Origin of the sequence: Halorubrum ezzemoulense (assembly GCF_004126515.1) — an archaeon.
Lineage (GTDB): Archaea > Halobacteriota > Halobacteria > Halobacteriales > Haloferacaceae > Halorubrum > Halorubrum ezzemoulense.
This window is the reverse complement of sequence record NZ_CP034941.1, coordinates 586990-606697: the sequence shown is the minus strand read 5'-3', so window position 1 is coordinate 606697 and position 19708 is coordinate 586990. Positions and strand designations below refer to the sequence as shown.

Sequence of the window (19708 nt, the reverse complement as noted above, 5' to 3'; positions counted from 1 at the left end):
TACAAGATGAAATACTGGACATAGTCTCAACTAGATGTGTCGAGAATATCTCTTGAGTGTCTCAAGTGGAGTCTGATCTCGTCGGTAAGTCACCCCCACACCCCGTGTGCGATATGAATTTAACGAGAAGGTAGGCACAGACGAATCATCCGAGGATGTCGATATCTAGTGAGAAAGCCCATGAGAAGACGTTAATCCGACGAAGACATCCAGCTCACGAATGAGCAAAGCTACGGGCGAGTTCGGTTATATCACGAAACATACTGGTTCGTTTCAACCGACTATAGTCCCATTGCGGCTATGGTTGACAGAGTGGCTATGTAAAGGTTTCCTTGGTACATAGCCTATCTTGATATCGCTGTCTTTGAGACTTCTTCACCGTGAAATTGCCGATTTCCGATGTTTTGTGGTTTCTCTCCAGAGCTACCCCTCCCGCCATCCTCTCGATTTCATATCGCACACGGGGTGTGGGGGTTCGACCTCAGAGGGGCCGTAGTCGCTCTTATGTAGAACTACGGAAAGCCCCCATAACAAGGCAGTCAATGGTGATATCGACGGATGCGCCTGTGAGATTCAGCGATCTAATGATCCCGAATGTATGAGCGGCCTGCTCCAAGCCTTGCTTGGACAGGCCGCGGAACTTCCGCAGCCACGGTTGAACAAGCGAAAACAGACATTCTGCCTGATTAATGTGGACTCCGTCAGGCGATACGTACCTCTCTTTGTGGACGACCGTTCGGTGATCCCGATCCATCTCGCGGTACGCTTGGAGTCCATCTGTCCAGACCTCTCCCAGCCGCTGGGAGAGGTCTTCAGCTTCCTGAATCACTGGCTCAAGATCGCCTCCGTAGTCGATCCCACGCTGTCCGCGAATCACACGAAGCGAGTCGCGGCACGCCGCGACGAGCGTCAGTTGGTCACCGTGACGCCCTCGCCAGCGTGATCGGCCAGTGCGCGACGAGCCGCCGCGAGAACGACTGTTTCGCGGCGGCTCTTGACCTTTGTAACCAGAACAGACTTTGCCAGATTCGTCGACCTGTGTCGGTCCATCGGTGGTCTGGTTAAACAGTTCCCAGGTGAGGGGGAAGCCGCGCTGAACCGCGGCTTCCGCCTCCCGAATCGCCGTGTGAATGGTTTTGTAAGCACGACCGAGCAGCGGCGCAATCTGGTTGATGCTCAGCAGTGTATCTGCGTAGAGGGTGAAAGCGAGAAGGACCTCACCGCAGGAGAGGTGCTTCTCGTGAAATGGCGTTCCATGGGTGTATACTGGCTTAAATTCGCATTACGACACCGAACTCGGTCGTGTTTCTCCCACGTCATAATGCTCTGGTGACCGCAGCGAGGACAGGATGTATTCTCCCAGAACCGCTTGAGTCGCCGCTCGATGCGCGCATCGAGCGGCTCGGTGTTGATCTCTATGACTCCTAGCTCGATCAACTGCCGAAACATCCCGCCGAACGCTGACTCAGTGGAAGACATATCGCCAGATTAGAACTGTCTGAGTGTAATTATACGGGCTTTCCGCGTTTCTACATAAGAGCGATGTGACTACTCTACTTCGTCAGTTTCGGCCCGTCCGTGCCGTCTATCTATCTCATCAAGCATATCGAGTGTCTTTCGGATTGATGCCCGAACCGCATCGCTTCGATTGACGAATTTTCCCTCGTCACCGACGTGTTCATCGAGGTCATCAAGCAGTTCTTGGGGGATCTCGACGCTGACCTTCGGCATACCCTCGTATTCGCAGAGGAATATCTTCATAGTGTCGGCCAGGACATCGGATGCGCCTAACTGATCGTTACACCACGTAATCCCGCTTTCGTAGCTGACATATTCGATATGATAACTATTGAGCACCCTGACAAACTTACGTTTTCAAGTGATTCGTTTGACTTGACTTTCTGGGACACCCCAACTGAAGTACAGAACACATATTTTTAATCGCCAGTGGGTATGATACTTTGATATACACAATGCCTGAAAGTGAAACTGAGGCCCTTGATTACTATCCTTCAGGATGGAGTGAGGAGATTCACGACGAGTACTATATCGAGTGGAGATCCGATGATGATGAATCAATTCTCGTCCGTCTTGACGGCACAATGGGCGATGGAAACTATTCTGTCACCCCGATTACTGGCGTGAATACGGATGGTGAGGAATTCGTAACACGGCCAATATCTCGGCTATCACGAGACGAAGCGTTCGACGTCGCAGCGACGCTTATCTACGCCATGAATGGAGTTGCGGGACGGCTCAACGGCGAAGATGAATTTACAGGTGACATCACCGACGAAGCTTAGCCCCAGCAGGCCGAGCTAGTTTTTCCTACGTCGTTTGAATAGAAGCGTTACGAGAACTCCGGTCGCTCAGCGTACGCAATCGGATCGCGTGACCCGGCGTTCCGGAACGCTTCTAGCCGGAACGCACACGCATCACATGTTCCGCACGCCGGCTCCTCATCCCGGTAACACGACCACGTCATCTCATACGGCACGCCAAGCTCCAATCCCCGCTCCGCGATCTCTGTTTTCGACCACTCAACGAACGGGGCTTTCAATTCAATCTCTGTCTCCGGCTTTGTCCCGACATCGATCACGTTCTGAAAGGCATCAAAGAACGCCGGGCGACAGTCAGGGTACCCGGAGAAATCCTCCGAGTGCGCGCCGATGAACAGCGCCTCTGAATCAGTTGCTTCCGCGTACGATGTCGCCATTGACAACAGATTCGCGTTTCGGAAGGGAACGTACGATGTCGGAATATCGTCACTCTCCATATCTGCGTCAGCCACGTCCATCTCCTCGTCCGTCAAACTCGACGCGCCGATCTGTGAGAGATGTCCCGTTTCGATATGGAGGAAGTCAGCCGCATCAACCTCCTCCGCGAGCGCTTTCGCACACTCGTACTCCTTGTCTTCGGTGCGCTGACCGTACGACGTATGGAGGAAGTACGGATTGTACCCTTGTTCTATCGCCTCGTACACCGCCGTTGCACTATCCATCCCGCCGGACACCAGAATGACCGCACTTTTGTTGCTCATGTTTGCTCAGTTGTGTCGAATCGATTGTTGCTCTGTTCACCACACCGCCCTCGGGCCACCACATGATCTCGACCAGGCTGTCTCTGGGTGACGCTCATGTTCCCGGTGCGTCGTTCCACAGGTCCACGTGGAGTCGTGGCGTGTACCGGTAGCCGTACTCCATCGCCAGTTCGGCAACCTCGCTTCGCGTCCCGTCGAGTTGCTCGCGCGTCATGCCCTCCGGCATCAACAGGACGTCATCATCGGCGACGGTCATCGCCGTCGCTTCTCGCACTCGGTCAACCAGGTCTGTGATCTCTGGGAGGTCCGACTCATCCGTCACGACGAACTTGAGTTGCGTCTCGTACGCATCCACCATCTGGGACAACGCATCCATGTCGATCCGGTTCTGTTCGTGTTTCTCCTCCCACTCGCCTTCCCCCTTCGGGTCACGCTCCGGTGTCGGCGTGCTGCTCGCCAACTTTGGGCTGATACTTGCCAGATCGATCGGCGCGTCCCGATGGATCGTCCCGTTCGTCTCCACCGTCGTGTGATACCCCCCTGCGTCAAGCCGTTCTAAGAGCTCGACTGACTCCTCGTGGATGAGTGGTTCCCCACCTGTGAGCACGACGTGGCCAGCCTGTTCGTGGGACTGTATTTCCTCCACGATAGAGTCGACGTCGCGCCACGCCCCGGTCGGCTCCCACGAGGTATGGTACGAATCACAGAACCAACACCGCAGGTTACACCCAGAGGTCCGTACGAAGACGGAGGGGACGCCTGCGAGCGTTCCCTCGCCCTGTAACGAGTAGAACACCTCGTTGATCGGGAGGCCCTCACCAGTCGTGTCAGCGTCTGTTGCGGGCTCCTCGATATCGCTAGCGACCGGCATCAGTAACTCGCACAGAGCTCACCGGTTTCGCTCACCGACACCGACACGTCCGAGACGGTGTCCGGGAACGCATCGAGCATGCGTTGTTCGAGGAGGACGCTCATCACCTCCGCCGTCGGCGGGTGCTCCAAGACGACGAGCGCGTCGCCGTCGCCGGACGCTTCGAACGCGTCGACGAGCGGATCGCCCTCTTCGACGAGGAACCGGTGGTCCCACGCGTCGATGACGTCCGTGACGTCGCCTTTGTCGACGACCCACCCCTCCTCGGTGAGTTCCCCGGTCACTTCGACGGTGATCTCGTAGTTGTGCCCGTGTGGCCGCGAGCACTTCCCGTCGTGGTGGAGGATTCGATGGCCCGAGCTAATTCGGATAGGGTTGTCGTCTCCGATTTGGAGTGTTCGTTGGCCTGCCTCAGCGAGATCGATCGGCTTAGAGTCATCTTTCGATATGCTCTGGGGCATACTTGAAGAATACTTGTGTGAGGGATAAGCGTTGAGATTTGGTCGTCCTGCCGATGCCTCAGGCTGTACGATCGACGGAAGCCATCAAAGAGTGTCAACGGTAAATTTAGAACTCATGGCAAATAGATACACCACGCCTCTGATTCGGGATCTCTAAACCCCCCAATTATGTTTCCCACGCGTAATTGGCAGTGTAATGGTAGCCTCGCTCGCTGAACCTACGGTGCTTGCTGCGGCGAAGGATACGCTGTATCCTGATATTGAGACAAGCCCCGACCAGTACGCGGTCACAGAAACGCAGTTCACGCAATCCACCTGGGGTGGGTGGACTATTCCGCAGGCGCTACGAGAGCGGCTTGCGCCGTACAACACGATTCGACTCGCTGCTGGGGAACCAGATCTTCTCGGCGTTGGGATGCCGGCCACCAAGGTGCTCAACGGTGATGCGGCCACGACACCAGTCACAGTGATCGAGGCGAAAGGCCACAACTCGGACCCGGCCGCTGCGGACGTCGCTCGCGGTATCGCCCAAGCGCACAACCATCTCCCTGAAGTCAACCTTGGCTACGTCGCTGCGCCGGCGCCCAGTATCACCGACACAGCACGTGCCCAAGCCAGAAACCTCAACGTCGGCGTCATCGCCGTGGAAGACACCGACTCCGCGCGTGTCGTCGAGCCTGCTCGGGTTACTGGGGCCGGCGAGTTCTCCACGACGATCGACGCGGTGCGACTCCAAGCAACCACGCACCGCCTCACCGACGGGAGTTTCCCGGTGAACCACCCGAAAAACTATCTCGGATACGCGCTCGCACTCGCAGCCGACGGTGACACCGATACTGTGTACGCCGACAACGTCATCAACGCTATTTCTGGTGGGCGGCGCGGCGCGATTCTGTTGAACCTCGTCAACGACCAGCCAAACGGCGACTCACTCACGCACCTCGGCGCAGAAGTCGTCCGCTTCGGCCACGACCAACACGGCAGTGTAACAGCGGCGCTCGCCGAGTTCGACACGTGGACAGGCAGATCAACGAGGTTCACCGAGCTCGCCCCACGATGGGCACAGCTCGCACGCTCCGTCGCCATCCAATACGAGCCGACTCGACTCATCATCAGCGCACTCGAACGGCTCCATCAGAGCGGGACGCGAGACGCAACGCTCGCCGACGTCGCACTCGAAGCCGCACGCATCAACCAACCACTCGCCGTCGAAGTGTTCTTCACCCAGCATCGACGGGACGACGTCCTCACCGCAGACGGCGACATCAATGAAGCCGTGCTGACTGATCCGACGGTGTACAAGTCTGGCATTCACTTCCAATTCAAATACCAGCTCTACCACGTCGGAATCCTCACCACCGGCGGCACCGACGACAAGAAGACCGTGTTGAGCAACACATGGCGGTTAGAGCAAGCGGTTGGTAGCGCATCCGGACCACGGTGACCCAGGAGAGAGTTTCAACGGAGAACTGTACGCACTCACCGGGTTAGGTCCGTCTGTGAACGGATTGTTCCGCGTCGAATACCTCGCTACCTCCCTGACTGTGTATCGAACGCTGCCAACAAGTCATCGAGAATCATCGTCCCGGTCGCGGTATCGAGCGGGTCGTTGTTGTTCCCACAGTCTTCGCTCATGACACAGAGCGGGCAGCCCCGGCGACGGCCACACTCACAGTCAGCAATGTGTTCGCGTGTCCGGTCCGCTAGTGTCTCGATGTGCTCGTATATCGCTTTTGAGAAGCCAATCCCACCGTCGATTCCATCATGAACAAACCATGTCGGCCCGGGGATCGTTTCGTGCGGGTGCGACGGCGTTGAGAGCCCGCCAATATCGTGATTGTCGATCATCAGCTCCAGCGGTGCGAGCTGGATGATCCCGTGTTCAGCGGCGTGGAGCCCGCCGGCGTACGTGTACCGCGCTTGTTCCATCGGTACCCGTGGATCATCGCTTGCTCGCTCTGTCGGTTCCAAGAGCGGCGCATCAAGGGCATTGATCGTCGTCCGTAGATGGTCCTCGGGCAGCGAGACCCACAGGAGCTCGGTCTGTAAATCAAGCGGTGGTGTCTCGGTCGGAAGCGGTCCGTCAATGAGTTCGCCCGTTCGGTAGTCACGGACCATGTAGTTCCCGTAGGTGATCCGCACCGTCCCTGTCCCAAAGTAGATATCATAGTCACCTGCCAGCGAAGTGTGGTCTTTGACGTCGAGATCCTGAACCTGCTTGGTTGACAGCGTCTGCGTGTAGTGCGTGGTAGCCACCTCTTCGACGTGGATTCGCGGGTGCGGCTGGTCGTGGTCAACCTCTGTCACTTCGTACTGTTGGCCCGCATGGAGGAACAACGCCCCCTCATGGTAGTCCCGGTAAGCTCGTTCCGTAGCGACCGGGTCGTGCTCAATTTCGCCGTTGGTACAGACTACCTCGTAATCGATGCCTGTCGTCCCATACAATGAGATCCGGCTCTGCGGGCGTCGGTCGCCGGCGTAGGTGACACCGCCAGCGTCGAGATTCCCCGCTTGTTCAAGTAGCCCGGCGTCTTGCCACATGGCAGTCATTTCCCGGAACCGGTCCTCGCCACCGAGATACGGCGCATCTTCAGCCGTCAATGGACGTTCAGCGGCCGCCGCGAGCAAGTGGTCTGCGAAGACGCGGTCGTTGTCGATAGAGACCACAGCGTCCTCCACGGTGTCGTCATCGAATAGATACCCTGGATTATCGAGAATATAGGCATCCATCGCATCTGTCCCCCCAACAAGCACTGAGAGTGCGTCACTCGTCCCGCGGCCCGCCCGCCCGATCTGTTGCCAGAAGGACTGTTTGGTCCCCGGATATGAGTCTGTCACCGTTGCGTCCACCGACCCGATGTCAATCCCCAGCTCCAACGCGTTCGTCGAGATGACCGCATCGAGGTCAGCGCTTTTCAACTGGTTTTCGACGGATCGACGCTTCCGCTTGCCAAGGCCCGCGTGGTAAGGTTCAACGTCGATGTACCCATCACGCGGGTGGTCACGAACGGCCTGTACCGTTTGTTTTGCGCCGATCTCGGTTCCTTGACGGGCTGTCGTGAACTGTAGCGTCTGGATCCCGTTAACCGCCAAGTGCGCCGTCACGGAGGACGCTTCACGCGCACTGGACCGACGTGCCTGTTCGAACCCCTCCATCAGGTCGCCGCTGCCATCATCATACCCTTCAAGGGCCTCGTCATCGAGCGGTGGCTCCCACAACACGATATCACGATTCCCACGCGGCGACCCATCCTCGCTAACGACGCTGAACTCAGCCCCGGTCAATGTAGAAGCGTGAGCAGCCGGATTACCGATCGTCGCAGTCGTGATCACGAACTGCGGATCCGCACCGTAGTGGGCGAGTACGCGCCGAAGCCGGCGCAAGATCCACGCAACGTGAGTCCCCATGACGCCGCCGTACTCGTGACCCTCGTCAATCACCACGAGCTCAAGATTACTGTAGAAGCGATGCCAGCCGCGATCCTTGCTATGGCGTGGTAAGTAGACGTTCAACCCGGCCGGGTTCGTGAGGATAACGTTCGCATTCTCACGAACAGTCCGCTTCCGCTCATCTTTGGTGTCACCATCATACGTCCCGATGTGAGTATCAAGATCCAACTCACCGCGCAACCGATCGTTCAGCGCTTGTTCTTGATCGTTTGTGAGCGCTTTCGTCGGGAACAGACAGAGTGCGGTCGCATCATCGTTAGCGAGGTGATTCCGTGCGATTTGAAGCTGGTAGATCAGCGTCTTCCCCGATGAGGTCGACGTCGTAATCACCACGTTCTCATCGGCCGCAAGCAGCTCCAGTGCCTCGGCCTGATGTGAGTACAGATCATGGCCGAGCCGTGACGCAAGCCGATCCTGAAGCACGTCCTCGGGAGCGACAGTCTCAGCAGACTGCGCGTCGAGCCGCTCACTATGCCGGATCTGTTCACGCCAGTCCGGGAACGACTCTTTCAGCTCCGACTCAGAGAGTACCTCGCGGTGACGAGCAGTCCCTCCATCGGGCCGCAGCATCCGCGTGTCGGTTGAACTCACGTGTTCGGATCGAGGTGAATGGTTATCAGTCATTGTCAGGAGAAATCGGCGAGCGAGCCTTGTGAGCTGTTTTCACCGGTCGGCGTCTTCGTTTCCGAGTCCCGTCGCGCAGCTGCTTCGAGATGCTTGTAAATCGTCGCGAGCGCTCGCACGTCGTCTTCGCAGTACCGTTCCAACCGGTCCCAGTCGGGTTCAACAACGGTTCCGGCATGCGTGTCTCCGGCAACTTGGCTTCGATACGCTGTGTACAGCTTGGCAACGCTCTCACCGTCAATCCCGTTCGTCGACGGCTCCCACCCGAGCGCGTCAGCGACATGCTCCAGCTTGTTCGTTCGCCCAGGAAGCGCTGCGTTGCCGCCGTTCTTCTTCGTAGCCCACCACAACGCATCGAACTGATAGCGGTCGGTCCAAGCTTCTACGAGATCGGGGTGGTGCTGCTGGAGTTGTTCCGTGATGACCGGAAAGTCGAATTGGTATCCGTTCCATGCGACGACCGGCCGCCCCGCTGCGGCACCCGTGAGCCAGGTCATAAACGCCTTCAAATGGGATCCGTCACCGACGGCCTGTTCGCGGAAGCTCATGTAGTGCCCATCCTCAGGGCCGCCGTCGAGCACCCCGATTAGCCACGCCGTCGATGGATTCAACCCGTCTGTCTCAATGTCGATGAACACCGGCTCCTGATTGGGTAACGAATCATCACCCGTCGGGAGGACGGTGTTCGTTGACTGTGCCTCGGCAGCAGTCTGGACCGTGCTCGCAGAAGTTCGCCCCAGCCCAGATAATTCGGTGAGTTGCCGGAGCGGAGTGTCGGCAAGCCCATCGACAGTAGTGATGCCAGCATCACGCAACGTCTCAAACCGCGTCGGACCGATCTCCGGAACACCGCGCAAGCCGAATTTCTGCGGATCAATCTCGGAGACATCAACTGCTCCATTCGAATAGAGGGCAACGAGTGTTGCCTGTGTCGTATCTGCTGCCGTACCAACACCCAGATCGGCGTTCGATGTTCCGACACCGACAAACTGCGAGTCACCATCGTCTCCATGACTCCGAGTCGTCGTGAAGCCAGCCCGTAACGCCGTCGAAAGATGAACCGTACGCGCCGTCCACCAGTTGTCCGGAACCCGACCGCGATAGGTATGGAGTCCCTCAAGCGTTGCTGACCGGGCATACGGATCCACAGATAACGAAACAGACTGGTCAATCAGACAGATCTGAGAAGTCGTCGCTACATCAGCCAGATCTTCTCCCACTGAAGATATCCCGACTCTGCTCGCAATCCGCTCCGGGTCGAGCGGCTCCTCACCCATCGGCAACGCTATGACAACACACCGATCCTCGTCTGTAACCGCCACGTCCGGCCGCATCCCGGTACCAACTTCAAGCATATCGAAATCGAACTTTCGATTGAGAGCCGGGCCAACGATGCTCGCCTGCGGCTCCGTCGCAACAAGCACATCAGGATCCAAGCTATCGACCATCGCGGTGATGGTATCGCGGTGAGAGCTGCTCACAGCGGCCCCAGAAAGCGCAAGGATTCGAGTCGGCGACTCATCTGGAGGCGGCAACGCCGGCAGTTGCGGCCCCGTCTCCCCACCGTCAGTACTCAACCGTGGTGGACGGGTGGAGTCGGAGTGCCGAGCAGAATCCGGCTCGTCGGTCATCTCAACTGATACGTTGACCCGGGAGCATATTAATCTTCGAAGAGCGGCGTGAAAGTGATTAGAAGAGGTCGTCACTCAGTGAAATCTGCGAGCGTCTTCCGCCGCCGGTTCTCAGGTTGGACGTTCGTTATCAGGATTTCAGCAACCTCGCCACGATTACTTGCGTCGCTGTTAATCGCTCGCGTCGCATCGACGTACGTCACTGAGAACGCGTCATGCTCCTCATACAACTCTGTGACCGGTGGTGAATTCGAAATGAGAACTGAGACGTTCTGTTCTGTGAGCTCAACAGCCGCGTCTCGCAACCGACGCTGATGGTCTCGATCAAATCCATCGGCGTGATACGAATTGAAATCCGCTGTTTTCGACACCGGCTCGTACGGCGGGTCAAAATACACGAGATCGCCGTCCGTCGCCTCCTCAACCACGTATTCAAAATCGGTGTTGAACACTCGGGTACCCTGTAATGAGCGGGAGGCCTTCCGAATCCGTTGTTCCTGTACCCAGTCCGGATTCGTGTACCGGCCGAACGAGACGTTGAATTCCCCGTCGCTGTTCTCTCGATATAACCCGTTGAAACACGTCCGATTTAGATACAACAGCAGACTCGCTTCCCGAACACGGTTCTCATGTTTCAGGGTAGAGTCCGAGAGGAACTCGTTGAACTCCGAGCGTGCCTCGTAAAAATACTCCTCCGAATGCTTGTGCGTCTTATTCTCCTCAATAAGCTTATCCGGGTGATCGCGGACAACCTCGTAGAACGTTGTTAACCGGTCGTTGAGATCGTTAATTGTCCCCTCATCAGGATTCAGGTGAAAGAACACGGCTCCACCGCCAACGAACGGCTCATGATACGCCTCATACGACGTCGGGAAGAGCCCCGTGATTTCAGAGAGAAGCTGGCGTTTCCCACCCGCCCACTTCAAAATCGGTTCCACCATTCACACTCACGTTTCAATACGCAGTCGATCACATCGACAGCCGCGTAGTCTCGTCTGATGGCGATGAATCAGATGGAACTAGCTGTGGAGGATCTTCGAACCGCTGGTGAGCATAATTTTCGGGATGGACCGTCGCTGTCGGCGGCGGACTGCCGCCGACGCGACAGTGTTGCCACTGACGACCGCTGTCCGACCCGACGGACAGCTACCGGAAGAACCGGTCGTCAAGCGGTTGATTCGCTGGAACGGACCTGCGGACACCAAGCGCTGTCCAAGCTGCGCGAAGCGTCATTTCGCAAAACTCCGTGAACGACCACTGCCAGAGGCGGCGCCCCCCGCGGCGGGGCGCCGCCACGTACCGCCAGTGTAGATACCGCCAGCTATTCTGGAGCAGTAGGCTCACCACAAACATCACCAGCCGTAGCCCAGCGTCCTGAGAACTGGTGAATGCGAGGCTCTGCTTGGCTAATCGGTAGCTCGACTCGATGCCGAAGCGCTTGCTGTAGTGCTCTCGGGCATCCCGTGGCGTGTCGATAAACGGCGCGTCAGCGGCGTAGCCGTGACGCGCCACCCCGTGTTCGTCGTATCGTCCCTGTTGGTAGACGCAGTCGATGAACACAGGGAACGTTACCTTGCCGGCGAGTTCGTGTTCGATCTCGCGGCTCCAGCCTCTACTGAGTTCGTCTTGGATCGTTTCACCCCACTTGACGATCGGCATCACGTAGGCGTAGTTGTGCGTGGACAACAGCCCAAGACAGGTGCTGTTGTAGAACCCGCGATCGAGATAGACGGCCTTGACGCTGAGGTCAAGGCCGTCGAGGAGCTCGAGAAACTCACCAAGGACGTCGCTGGTGGTGTCGCCAGCGACAAGCTGGCGCACCGCCAGCGTGTACCGTTTGTTGCGTACCCGCGCGTACAGCGTCGCGTACGCGTGAAACGTCGTCGTTCCCCGTTTCGCCTGTGAAGAGTACAGCGCTTCTGTTTCGTCTTCATCGCCGTAGTAGGGGTCGAGGTGGAGGTCTGCACAGGCCTCCACCGGTCGATCTGGAAGCGTCTCAAGCGTATCTCGTTGAAGTAGCGTGTCCCCAACCGCCTCAACGGAATCAAGTTCGAACTGCTCGGTGAGATGTCCTCGGACGGTGTTGGCGTGTGGCGAGTTCTCGGTCGTTTCGCAGACGTGATTGATCGAGGTCCCGCCGGCGCTGGCGCCGGCGAGGACCTCGTACAACGTCTCTGTCGTGACTTTGACGTTCTCGTCGAGATCTATCCCAAGTTCTTCGTTGAGGCTGTTGACGACAAAATTAAGCAGGTGCTCTTCTTTTATCTCGCTGTCTGCTTCGGTAGCTTTCACACCCTTCCCAAGCAGACACTTTCACTCAAAACCCGATGTGATCGACTGATACGGTATAGAAAAGCCTGTCTCGTCTCCAAGAGCAGCCTGCTATAGATTTGACCTGATACTCGGAGACACAGGCCATCGCGCTGTAATCTACGAACAGCTCTACTAGTTCGTCCAAGTGCCTGCCATCGATTGCGGCGGCATTCAGTAATCAGAGTTACATTACTCCCGTGTACAGTACGGGTATGGACGACGATCGCCGCATGAGCACGGACCGATTTTACGGCGGTGTCGAAAACCGCATCTCAATCCTCCAGGACTTTCTCGCGTTCGTCGGTGATGAACACCCGTCTCGCAAAGCGCTCTACGAGTGGTTCGACCACAATACAGGCGGTGGAGGTGAGTCGTTTGTCGATCGGAACATGGGGTTCTTCGAATCCCTACACCTCGTGCGGTTCGAGGGGGAGACGTGCCGCCTAGGAGTATACGGGGAACGATACAAACTAACACATGACCCGTTCGTGGTGCTTCAGGCGCTTCGCAGCGGGATCAAAGGCTTCGATACAATTCTCACCGCACTTGCTGACTCGCCTCAAACTGATGAAGAAATCCAGGACCTGATCGTCGCCGAATTCGATGCCGCGTCCACAGGCACGGCAATCAAACGGCACCGGGAATGGCTTCAAGCGCTCGGGTACCTCACCCATGAGGGTGACACGAACTCACTGACGAAGGCTGGGCGAGATGCTGTTGAAACGCTCAATTTACTTAGTGATCGTGTCGTAATCCCGCCAGCAACTGGAGACGCAACGACCGACTGGATCGATGTACTGAGACAATACACCGACAAACAAGGAATACGTATCGAAGACAGCACACTCGAAGGATTCCAAGTAGAGATTCCGGGTGACCAGCCAACCCACATCTGTGGTCATCACCCATTCATAGACGATTCACACACAGGCTCACACACCGATCCGGAGTTCCTACAAATCAGCGTTGACAGCGAACACAACGCATTAGAACGCGATGCGGCTGAGACGATCGTCGGGATCGTCCTCAACACAGACACCGCTGATTTGTACGACCCGGTCCTCGATGACTTCCTCTATTTCACAGAAGATCTCCTCAGCGAAGTTGCCTCTGCGTCCCAAAGCATCGAGATCGGAGTTGCGGATGACGGGACCTACGACGACCCGTTCACCGGCCGAGCCAACAACTGGCACGACCTGCTAGCGATACTCACCCACAATGACCAGACAGACACCACCGAGCCAATCACGGATCCAGCACCGTACTACTGGGTAAATCAAGGTGAAGAAGAAATTGACGGAGAATTCCTCCGAGCCCCGACCGACGACTTATTTCAGTACGATCTGCCGAAACTCACCGTCGGTGACATCGTCTTCAGCTACAACAACGGCGAACTCGTTGGGTATCACGAAGTCGTCGAACCAGCTCACATCATCACAACCGGTGACGGAGATGATGATGTCGATGAAGAGGAACACTATCGTGTCGAAACCGAATTCACGCGGTTTCCAGACCCGCTCGCATTCGCCGACGTGTTCAAAACACTGTGGGAGCACCGCCTTGACCAGTACTATCCCGTGAACGCTGGTGGGATCAATCAGCAATACTTCTACAACCTCAGCGAAGCAGCTGGCGAGTACCTCCTCAAACAGGGAACACAGCAGCCAGCAGACGATACTGAGACTGACGACGAGGAGGAACCCGATATTGACCATCCTGTTCTCGCACATCTCGACGAAAACAGCGACACCACCGTCTACAAGCTCACCGCGCCACCCGACTACTGGCTAACCGCCATCGAATACCGCGGCATCCCCGTAGAAGAGACACACGCCGACCACTGGCGCGACGCCTCACCCGGTGACATCGCTATCTTCCACGCGCAACAAAAACCGTCGAACACCGAGCTGGAACCCCAAGATGGAGTCGTGTTCGGTGTCGGGATCTTCGGCCACCCGTACCAGAAAACCGAGTACTGGCTACACGACGAACACGAAACAGACCAACTCATAGAGCGTGTCATCGGGCTCGACCGACTCTTCATCACGAGCGACATCAACAAACTCGATCTCACAACTAGCGCGCGAGCGAAAAGCCACGCGGAACTCAACGAAGAACTCACCGCGTTAACGCAGAACGGACTCACCATCGACCGCGTTCAACAACTTTGTCGAGAGGTAAGCGGCACAGAGTTCCCGACACAGAACACGTTCGTCACGTTCCGCAACGATGACGGCACGCAAGACCTCTCCCGTCCACGCGCCATCATAACCGCCCTAGCACCAGATCTCACAGAACTCGCACCAGTCAATTACGAGAAACCGTTTACCGGGACGCTCCCAGCCAATGATCTCCTTGACGGGTTGTACTTCTCGGGTGACCTTGGTGAGACGATTATCGAACAAATCGAAGCCGCACTCCTCGCCGGCGACCACGTCATCCTGACCGGCCCGCCCGGCACCGGAAAAACCGAGATCGTAGAACGCGTCGCCACGCACCTCGCCGACGCGTACCCGCACCTGTACTCCGGATCTGAACTCACCACGGCGACCGCTGATTGGTCCACGTTCGACACCGTCGGTGGGTACATGCCGACCGAAACCAACGACGACAACGCAAACGCCGATCTCGCGTTCACGCCCGGCATTATCCTCAATCGGCTCAAAGACACACAGACCGGCGTTCAATCGAACGAGCCCGTCATCATTGACGAATTGAATCGCGCCGACATCGACAAAGCCTTCGGCCAACTATTCACGCTGCTCTCCGGACAATCCGTTCAACTCCCCTTCACGCGAAACGACCGCGAAATCGAACTCCTCACCACCGACCATCTCGACGACCTGCCAGCCGAACACCAGTACGTTGTCCCCGACTCCTGGCGGATCTTCGCCACCATGAACACGTACGACAAAACCTCGCTGTACGAAATGAGCTACGCGTTCATGCGGCGCTTCGCATTCATCCGCGTCCCGGCTCCCGAATTTACCACCGGTGACGACGACACCGCACGTACTGAGCTGACGACCGAGATGAACGCGTACATCGACGCCTGGGACGGACTCGACCCGAGCGACGAGGAACGCGACGCGATCGGGCAAGTGTGGAAGCAGACGAACCAAGCCGTTGACGACCGATCGATCGGCCCCGCAATCGTCCGCGACATGCTCACGTACGTCACGAACCGCCGCACCTCCGCGACAGACGACCTCTCAGAACGCGTTACCGAGGCCGTTATCAGCTATATTTTCCCGCAGCTCGAAGGCGTCCCAGAACGGAAACAAATCATCACGCACATCGCAGCTGTCGACGCAACCGACACCGACACGCTCAGAACCGCGGCGAGTGACATGCTCCAAGTCACGATCGACACAGAGACTGAGTCATGAACCGCGAGGACCTCATCGACGGGCTCACCCAAGACATCCTCGCGTACGTCATGAACGGCGGGTTCCCCAAACAGGAACTCGCCACCTCAATCAAACCCGAGGCACTCGACCAACGCTTCGAGGACTACGAGCTCCTCCTCGACCTACACTTCATCCTCAAACCCGACATCGTCGAGTTCGTCGAGCAGCTCTCCCAACGCCTGCGAAACGTCCGCACCGAAACGAAAACCGTCGCCCGCACGCAACGCGGCGGCATCGACGGGCACATCAACTGGGGATCAACCGTCAAAGCCCGGTACTCCACCAATCCCAACGACCGATCGTTATTCGTCACCGAAAACCGCTCCGAAGACTACGACATCCCCGAGAACATCGTCCTCAAACGCCTCTTCTCAATCATCTACACGACGCTACGCGACGCCGACGAGTACCTGAAAGGCAACTACGACTGGGTCACCGACCGGTGGCAAGCCAACACCGACCTCATCGACCAAGTACAACGCACCGTCGAACGCAACGTCCACGTCCGCCGCATCCGTGACCCAGAAACGTACGAACCAACCGAACGCATGCTCACCACCGCCGCCAACTCCCGGCAAGAAATCTACCGCGACGCCGCCACGCTTCTCCGCGCTCGTCAAGAGTTGTTCGACGGTGACCCCGACGCGTTACGCACACTGTTGAGTCAAACCGCGATCACCCCAGACGACCAAGCCCGGCTCTTCGAGCTCTACGTCCTCTTCCGATTCATCACCACACTCGAAGAGTTACAAGGCACGCAACCCGTCTTCCAAACGATCAAAAGCGGACGCCAAGAAGTCGCTAAGATCGACGGTGAGCAAGAAATCGTGCTGTATCACGACACGTCCGCTAGCGACCGCGGCCTCTCCTTCCGCACAGAAGCCACTCCGGACGACCGTGAACCAACTCGTGCTGAACGCGTCCAACAAACCGCACGCGACGTCGCCAGCACCTACTTCGATAAGAACTTCCAGAACCACACCGGCCGCCCCGACGTCATCGTCCTCGAAGTCAAATCAGACGACCCGATCACGTACGAATACCTCATCGCCGAAGTGAAACACAGCACCCGCGAAGAAACAATCCGAACTGGAATCAAAGAGACCCTCGAATACCTCGCATCCCTCCGAATCAACGAAGACTACGTCTTCGGGCGAGACACGAGTAATAAGGAGGATATCTTCGGCAACGGGTGGAATGGCCTCCTTGTCGTGCAGGACCTTGATCGGGAGACGCTGTCCGTAGACGCACAGGAAGACGAGCCGATAACCATTCTACAGGCAGGGGAACTCAGTGAGGAACTGCCCGGAATTCTAAAGAACGTGCTGAATCAGTAGCTGAGTATCTATGCGAACAGCGAGAATAATGAGACTTCAGTTCTCTTTTGTTCTACTCCTCTCCCACAGTAGCGTGTTGCCCATTTTACGAGAAGAGATCATTCCTTCTTTTTCAAGCTCTTGAAGCCGCTTATACGCCGTGTCGTGCGCGCAGCCAACGTGGTCCGCAATCTCACCGGTACCGGCCATTCCTCCTTCTTCATCAATAGCATTAAGAAAATCGTCAGTAGGGTACTGACCGGTATATCGCCCTGTCTCTTCGTCACGGCCAGGCATTATTCTCCTGTTTTCGGTCACGCTGATTAGTCCTGACGGTATTTCAACCACCATTATGAGATATCCGAAAGGTATTTACCTATATGAGTACTCATAATGGATGTGGAGCCCAGCCCCGACGGGGCGTAACGATCCAACGAATGCCTGGGTGGTAGTGACACCCGGGCTGGGCTTCCCACGGACGTGAGAATCCCATGGTAAAGTCGAATCCGAAATGGCAAGAGACTGTCGGTGAACAGTTTATTGAAGCTATATACCAGTTGGAAAAATATGTGCTCGGGGAGGGGGCCCCGATGTGTCAGGTGTGCGGGTGTGAGCTGCGGGAAGGCGATGAGGTGACGGCGTATGCCTTCCGGGCGGCTGGCAACCCTATTTTTGAGATTGGGTACGTGGTGTGCGGGGCGGATGTGTATGAGCATCCATCGGTGTTTACGCGTGGTGTTCATGAACTGGTTGTCACGGGCCGAGTCGGTCTCTGTACGGACGTTTCCACACAGTCGTCGTGGTTGGTGCTGATTGAACCTACACCGGTGGTGGTGAGTGTTGCGTCGTCAAGCTCGGCTCGCACGGTAGGTGATACAATCTGTGATACCGGGGCTCGGAGTACTAACGACGCTGAGCGCCGGGATGGACTGACTCCACTCCTGACAGCTGTCCGCGAACGAACGCGGGCTGATGGGGGTGGTGAGTGATGCTGCCGGAGTTCGATGCTGACCACCTCGATTACGAATTCACACTCCCGGACGACGTCGAAGAACTCACGCACCCGGATGTGTATGTGAGGCTTGAAATCCCGCTACTCGCGCCGGGCGATGGGATCGTCACAGACAGACACCATGCGTCAGCTGACCGGTACGAAGCTGGCGACCCGCAGAACCAAATCAGGGGCATGGTGTCGCCGTTTCTGCTGTCGGGATGGCTGTGCCACGGATGTGAGCGTGTCGTCCAAGCGGCGGACGGTACGGCGTGCTATCTTGGCGAAGCGAACGCGGACTACATGATTACTGGAGGACCCGCATGAGCGCGACGACCGACGGCGACGTCGTCGCCGGACTCACCGCTTTCCAGCGAGATCTCCTGCGGGCGCTCGCGAAGACTGACGAACAGAGTGGCCTCTCACTGAAAACAGATCTCAGAACCTACTACGGCGAGGAGATCAATCACAGCCGCCTGTACCAGAATCTGGACGAACTCGTCGCGCACGGACTTATCAAGAAACGCCGACGCGACGGACGCACCAACAGCTACAGTCTCACTGCGGCGGCAACTACCGCGCTCGAAAACCGCGACGCGTGGGTGAGAGGTGAGACGGCGTGAATCGCACCCAGCTACCGTATATCCGCTTCGACGCTCGCGAGACCCTCACTGGCGAACTCAACGAGATCACCGTTCAACAAGCGGTCGAGGGCCGCGTATGATGAAGAAGCTCTGGCGGTGCCGCCAGTGCGACCGGCTCGTCAACCGATTCGTGAACGGGTGGGTCTGCCCGCGGTGTGGGTGGTACTGTGGCCAATCGATTGTCAGCGTGAATCGGGGACCATGAGTCGGGACAATCAGCAGTCCGCCGACGCACCAACAAATCCCCTCGTAGACGACTCCATCGCACGCCTCGATCAGCTGTCGCTTGCGTCCACGTCAGGGGCGTGTCAACACTGCGGGCGCTCGTTCACCGAGGGCGACGACGTCATCGCGTACGTCTCCAAGCCGGCCGAGAAGCGCACCCACGAAGTTGGCCACTGCGTCTGCGCGCACCGCGAACACCGCCAGCAGGAGGTGTTCACACTCGGCGTCCACGAACTGCTGGTCGCCGGACGTATCGGACTCGCCTCAGACGCTGCGACCCAATCCATATGGCCGATTCTCGTCGAGCCGGTCCCACTCGGTGTAAGCGCGCCAGCGACGACGACGATCCGCTGGCTGCCACCAGAGACGCCACTCGCCGAGCAGGTCACGCCGACAGCGACCCAACGGCAGCGACGGCGTGAGGCCCGGGCGCAGCTGACAGTCGGTGGCCACCCACCGGAGACGGAGGGGGATGACTAATGCGGTCGCCACACCGCACCGAGTCCACCCGACGCACGACGACTGATCGCCACCCAACGCGCCCACCCACGCAACAGCCAGCGACAGAGTCCGACGCCATCCACGCGACGATCACGCATCTTCGGCGTGCGCTCACCGCGAGCATTGCCGACGACGTCGCCGGCGTCAGGGCTGGGCTACTGCGAGCCACGATGACAGTCGATGCGACACGGCATCCAGACATCGCGGCCGCGATTCGGACGGCCCGCGATG

At 57.6% G+C, this 19708-nt stretch carries 15 protein-coding genes and 2 pseudogenes; 7 read left to right on the top strand and 10 right to left on the bottom strand.

Annotated features, from left to right (window positions below):
- Positions 1–502: 502 nt before the first annotated feature.
- A pseudogene (locus tag EO776_RS18445) lies at positions 503–1479 on the bottom strand (IS1595 family transposase).
- Between the two features lie 69 nt (positions 1480–1548).
- Positions 1549–1731 carry a ribbon-helix-helix domain-containing protein gene (locus tag EO776_RS18440; protein WP_080508614.1) on the bottom strand — a complete coding sequence of 61 codons (183 nt, stop codon included), beginning with the start codon at positions 1729–1731 and terminating at the stop codon, positions 1549–1551.
- A 230-nt stretch (positions 1732–1961) separates the two neighbouring features.
- Between EO776_RS18440 and EO776_RS18435 the strand changes: the two genes are divergently transcribed.
- Positions 1962–2303: a hypothetical protein gene (locus EO776_RS18435; protein WP_246041539.1), complete on the top strand. Its 342-nt coding sequence runs from the start codon at positions 1962–1964 to the stop codon at positions 2301–2303.
- Between the two features lie 47 nt (positions 2304–2350).
- Here the strand turns inward: EO776_RS18435 and queC are convergent, their stop codons facing one another.
- From queC to EO776_RS18420, 3 genes are all read right to left on the bottom strand, one after another.
- Positions 2351–3040, bottom strand: a complete 690-nt coding sequence (gene queC, locus EO776_RS18430) for a 7-cyano-7-deazaguanine synthase QueC (RefSeq protein ID WP_094520218.1) — start codon at positions 3038–3040, stop codon at positions 2351–2353.
- A 94-nt stretch (positions 3041–3134) separates the two neighbouring features.
- Positions 3135–3911 carry a 7-carboxy-7-deazaguanine synthase QueE gene (locus EO776_RS18425; protein ID WP_129452687.1) on the bottom strand — a complete coding sequence of 259 codons (777 nt, stop codon included), beginning with the start codon at positions 3909–3911 and terminating at the stop codon, positions 3135–3137.
- Complete coding sequence (locus EO776_RS18420; protein ID WP_129452686.1) at positions 3911–4372, bottom strand: 6-pyruvoyl trahydropterin synthase family protein; 462 nt, start codon at positions 4370–4372, stop codon at positions 3911–3913. The genes EO776_RS18425 and EO776_RS18420 overlap by 1 nt, the downstream gene beginning before the upstream one ends.
- A gap of 196 nt (positions 4373–4568) precedes the next feature.
- On the opposite strand from EO776_RS18420, the gene EO776_RS18415 reads away from it, so the two are divergent.
- Positions 4569–5816, top strand: coding sequence for a hypothetical protein (locus EO776_RS18415; protein ID WP_129452685.1), 1248 nt, complete (start codon positions 4569–4571; stop codon positions 5814–5816).
- Between the two features lie 86 nt (positions 5817–5902).
- On the opposite strand, the gene EO776_RS18410 is transcribed toward EO776_RS18415, so the two are convergent.
- The 4 genes from EO776_RS18410 to EO776_RS18390 form a co-directional block, all read right to left on the bottom strand.
- Entirely contained in the window at positions 5903–8413 is a 2511-nt protein-coding gene (locus tag EO776_RS18410; protein WP_246041536.1) for a DEAD/DEAH box helicase, read from the bottom strand.
- Between the two features lie 35 nt (positions 8414–8448).
- On the bottom strand, positions 8449–10077 hold the full coding sequence (locus EO776_RS18405) for a ribonuclease H-like domain-containing protein (RefSeq protein ID WP_129452684.1): 1629 nt from the start codon (positions 10075–10077) through the stop codon (positions 8449–8451).
- Between the two features lie 71 nt (positions 10078–10148).
- Complete coding sequence (locus tag EO776_RS18400; RefSeq protein WP_099288763.1) at positions 10149–11018, bottom strand: DNA adenine methylase; 870 nt, start codon at positions 11016–11018, stop codon at positions 10149–10151.
- A 205-nt stretch (positions 11019–11223) separates the two neighbouring features.
- Positions 11224–12369: an ISH3 family transposase gene (locus tag EO776_RS18390; protein WP_129452682.1), complete on the bottom strand. Its 1146-nt coding sequence runs from the start codon at positions 12367–12369 to the stop codon at positions 11224–11226.
- Between the two features lie 233 nt (positions 12370–12602).
- On the opposite strand from EO776_RS18390, the gene EO776_RS18385 reads away from it, so the two are divergent.
- Complete coding sequence (locus EO776_RS18385) at positions 12603–15779, top strand: AAA family ATPase (protein ID WP_129452681.1); 3177 nt, start codon at positions 12603–12605, stop codon at positions 15777–15779.
- Entirely contained in the window at positions 15776–17137 is a 1362-nt protein-coding gene (locus EO776_RS18380) for a hypothetical protein (protein ID WP_099288766.1), read from the top strand. Before EO776_RS18385 ends, EO776_RS18380 begins: the two co-directional genes overlap by 4 nt.
- A gap of 36 nt (positions 17138–17173) precedes the next feature.
- On the opposite strand, the gene EO776_RS18375 is transcribed toward EO776_RS18380, so the two are convergent.
- Positions 17174–17467, bottom strand: coding sequence for a FaeA/PapI family transcriptional regulator (locus EO776_RS18375; RefSeq protein ID WP_308203500.1), 294 nt, complete (start codon positions 17465–17467; stop codon positions 17174–17176).
- 637 nt (positions 17468–18104) lie between these two features.
- On the opposite strand from EO776_RS18375, the pseudogene EO776_RS18365 reads away from it, so the two are divergent.
- From EO776_RS18365 to EO776_RS18355, 3 genes and pseudogenes are all read left to right on the top strand, one after another.
- Positions 18105–18416, top strand: a pseudogene (locus EO776_RS18365) (hypothetical protein); the annotation flags it as partial.
- 14 nt (positions 18417–18430) lie between these two features.
- A complete protein-coding gene (locus tag EO776_RS18360) occupies positions 18431–18730 on the top strand; it encodes a helix-turn-helix transcriptional regulator (RefSeq protein WP_099288767.1) in 300 nt (99 codons plus the stop codon).
- A 222-nt stretch (positions 18731–18952) separates the two neighbouring features.
- Complete coding sequence (locus EO776_RS18355) at positions 18953–19456, top strand: hypothetical protein (RefSeq protein ID WP_129452680.1); 504 nt, start codon at positions 18953–18955, stop codon at positions 19454–19456.
- The last annotated feature ends 252 nt before the right edge of the window (positions 19457–19708 follow it).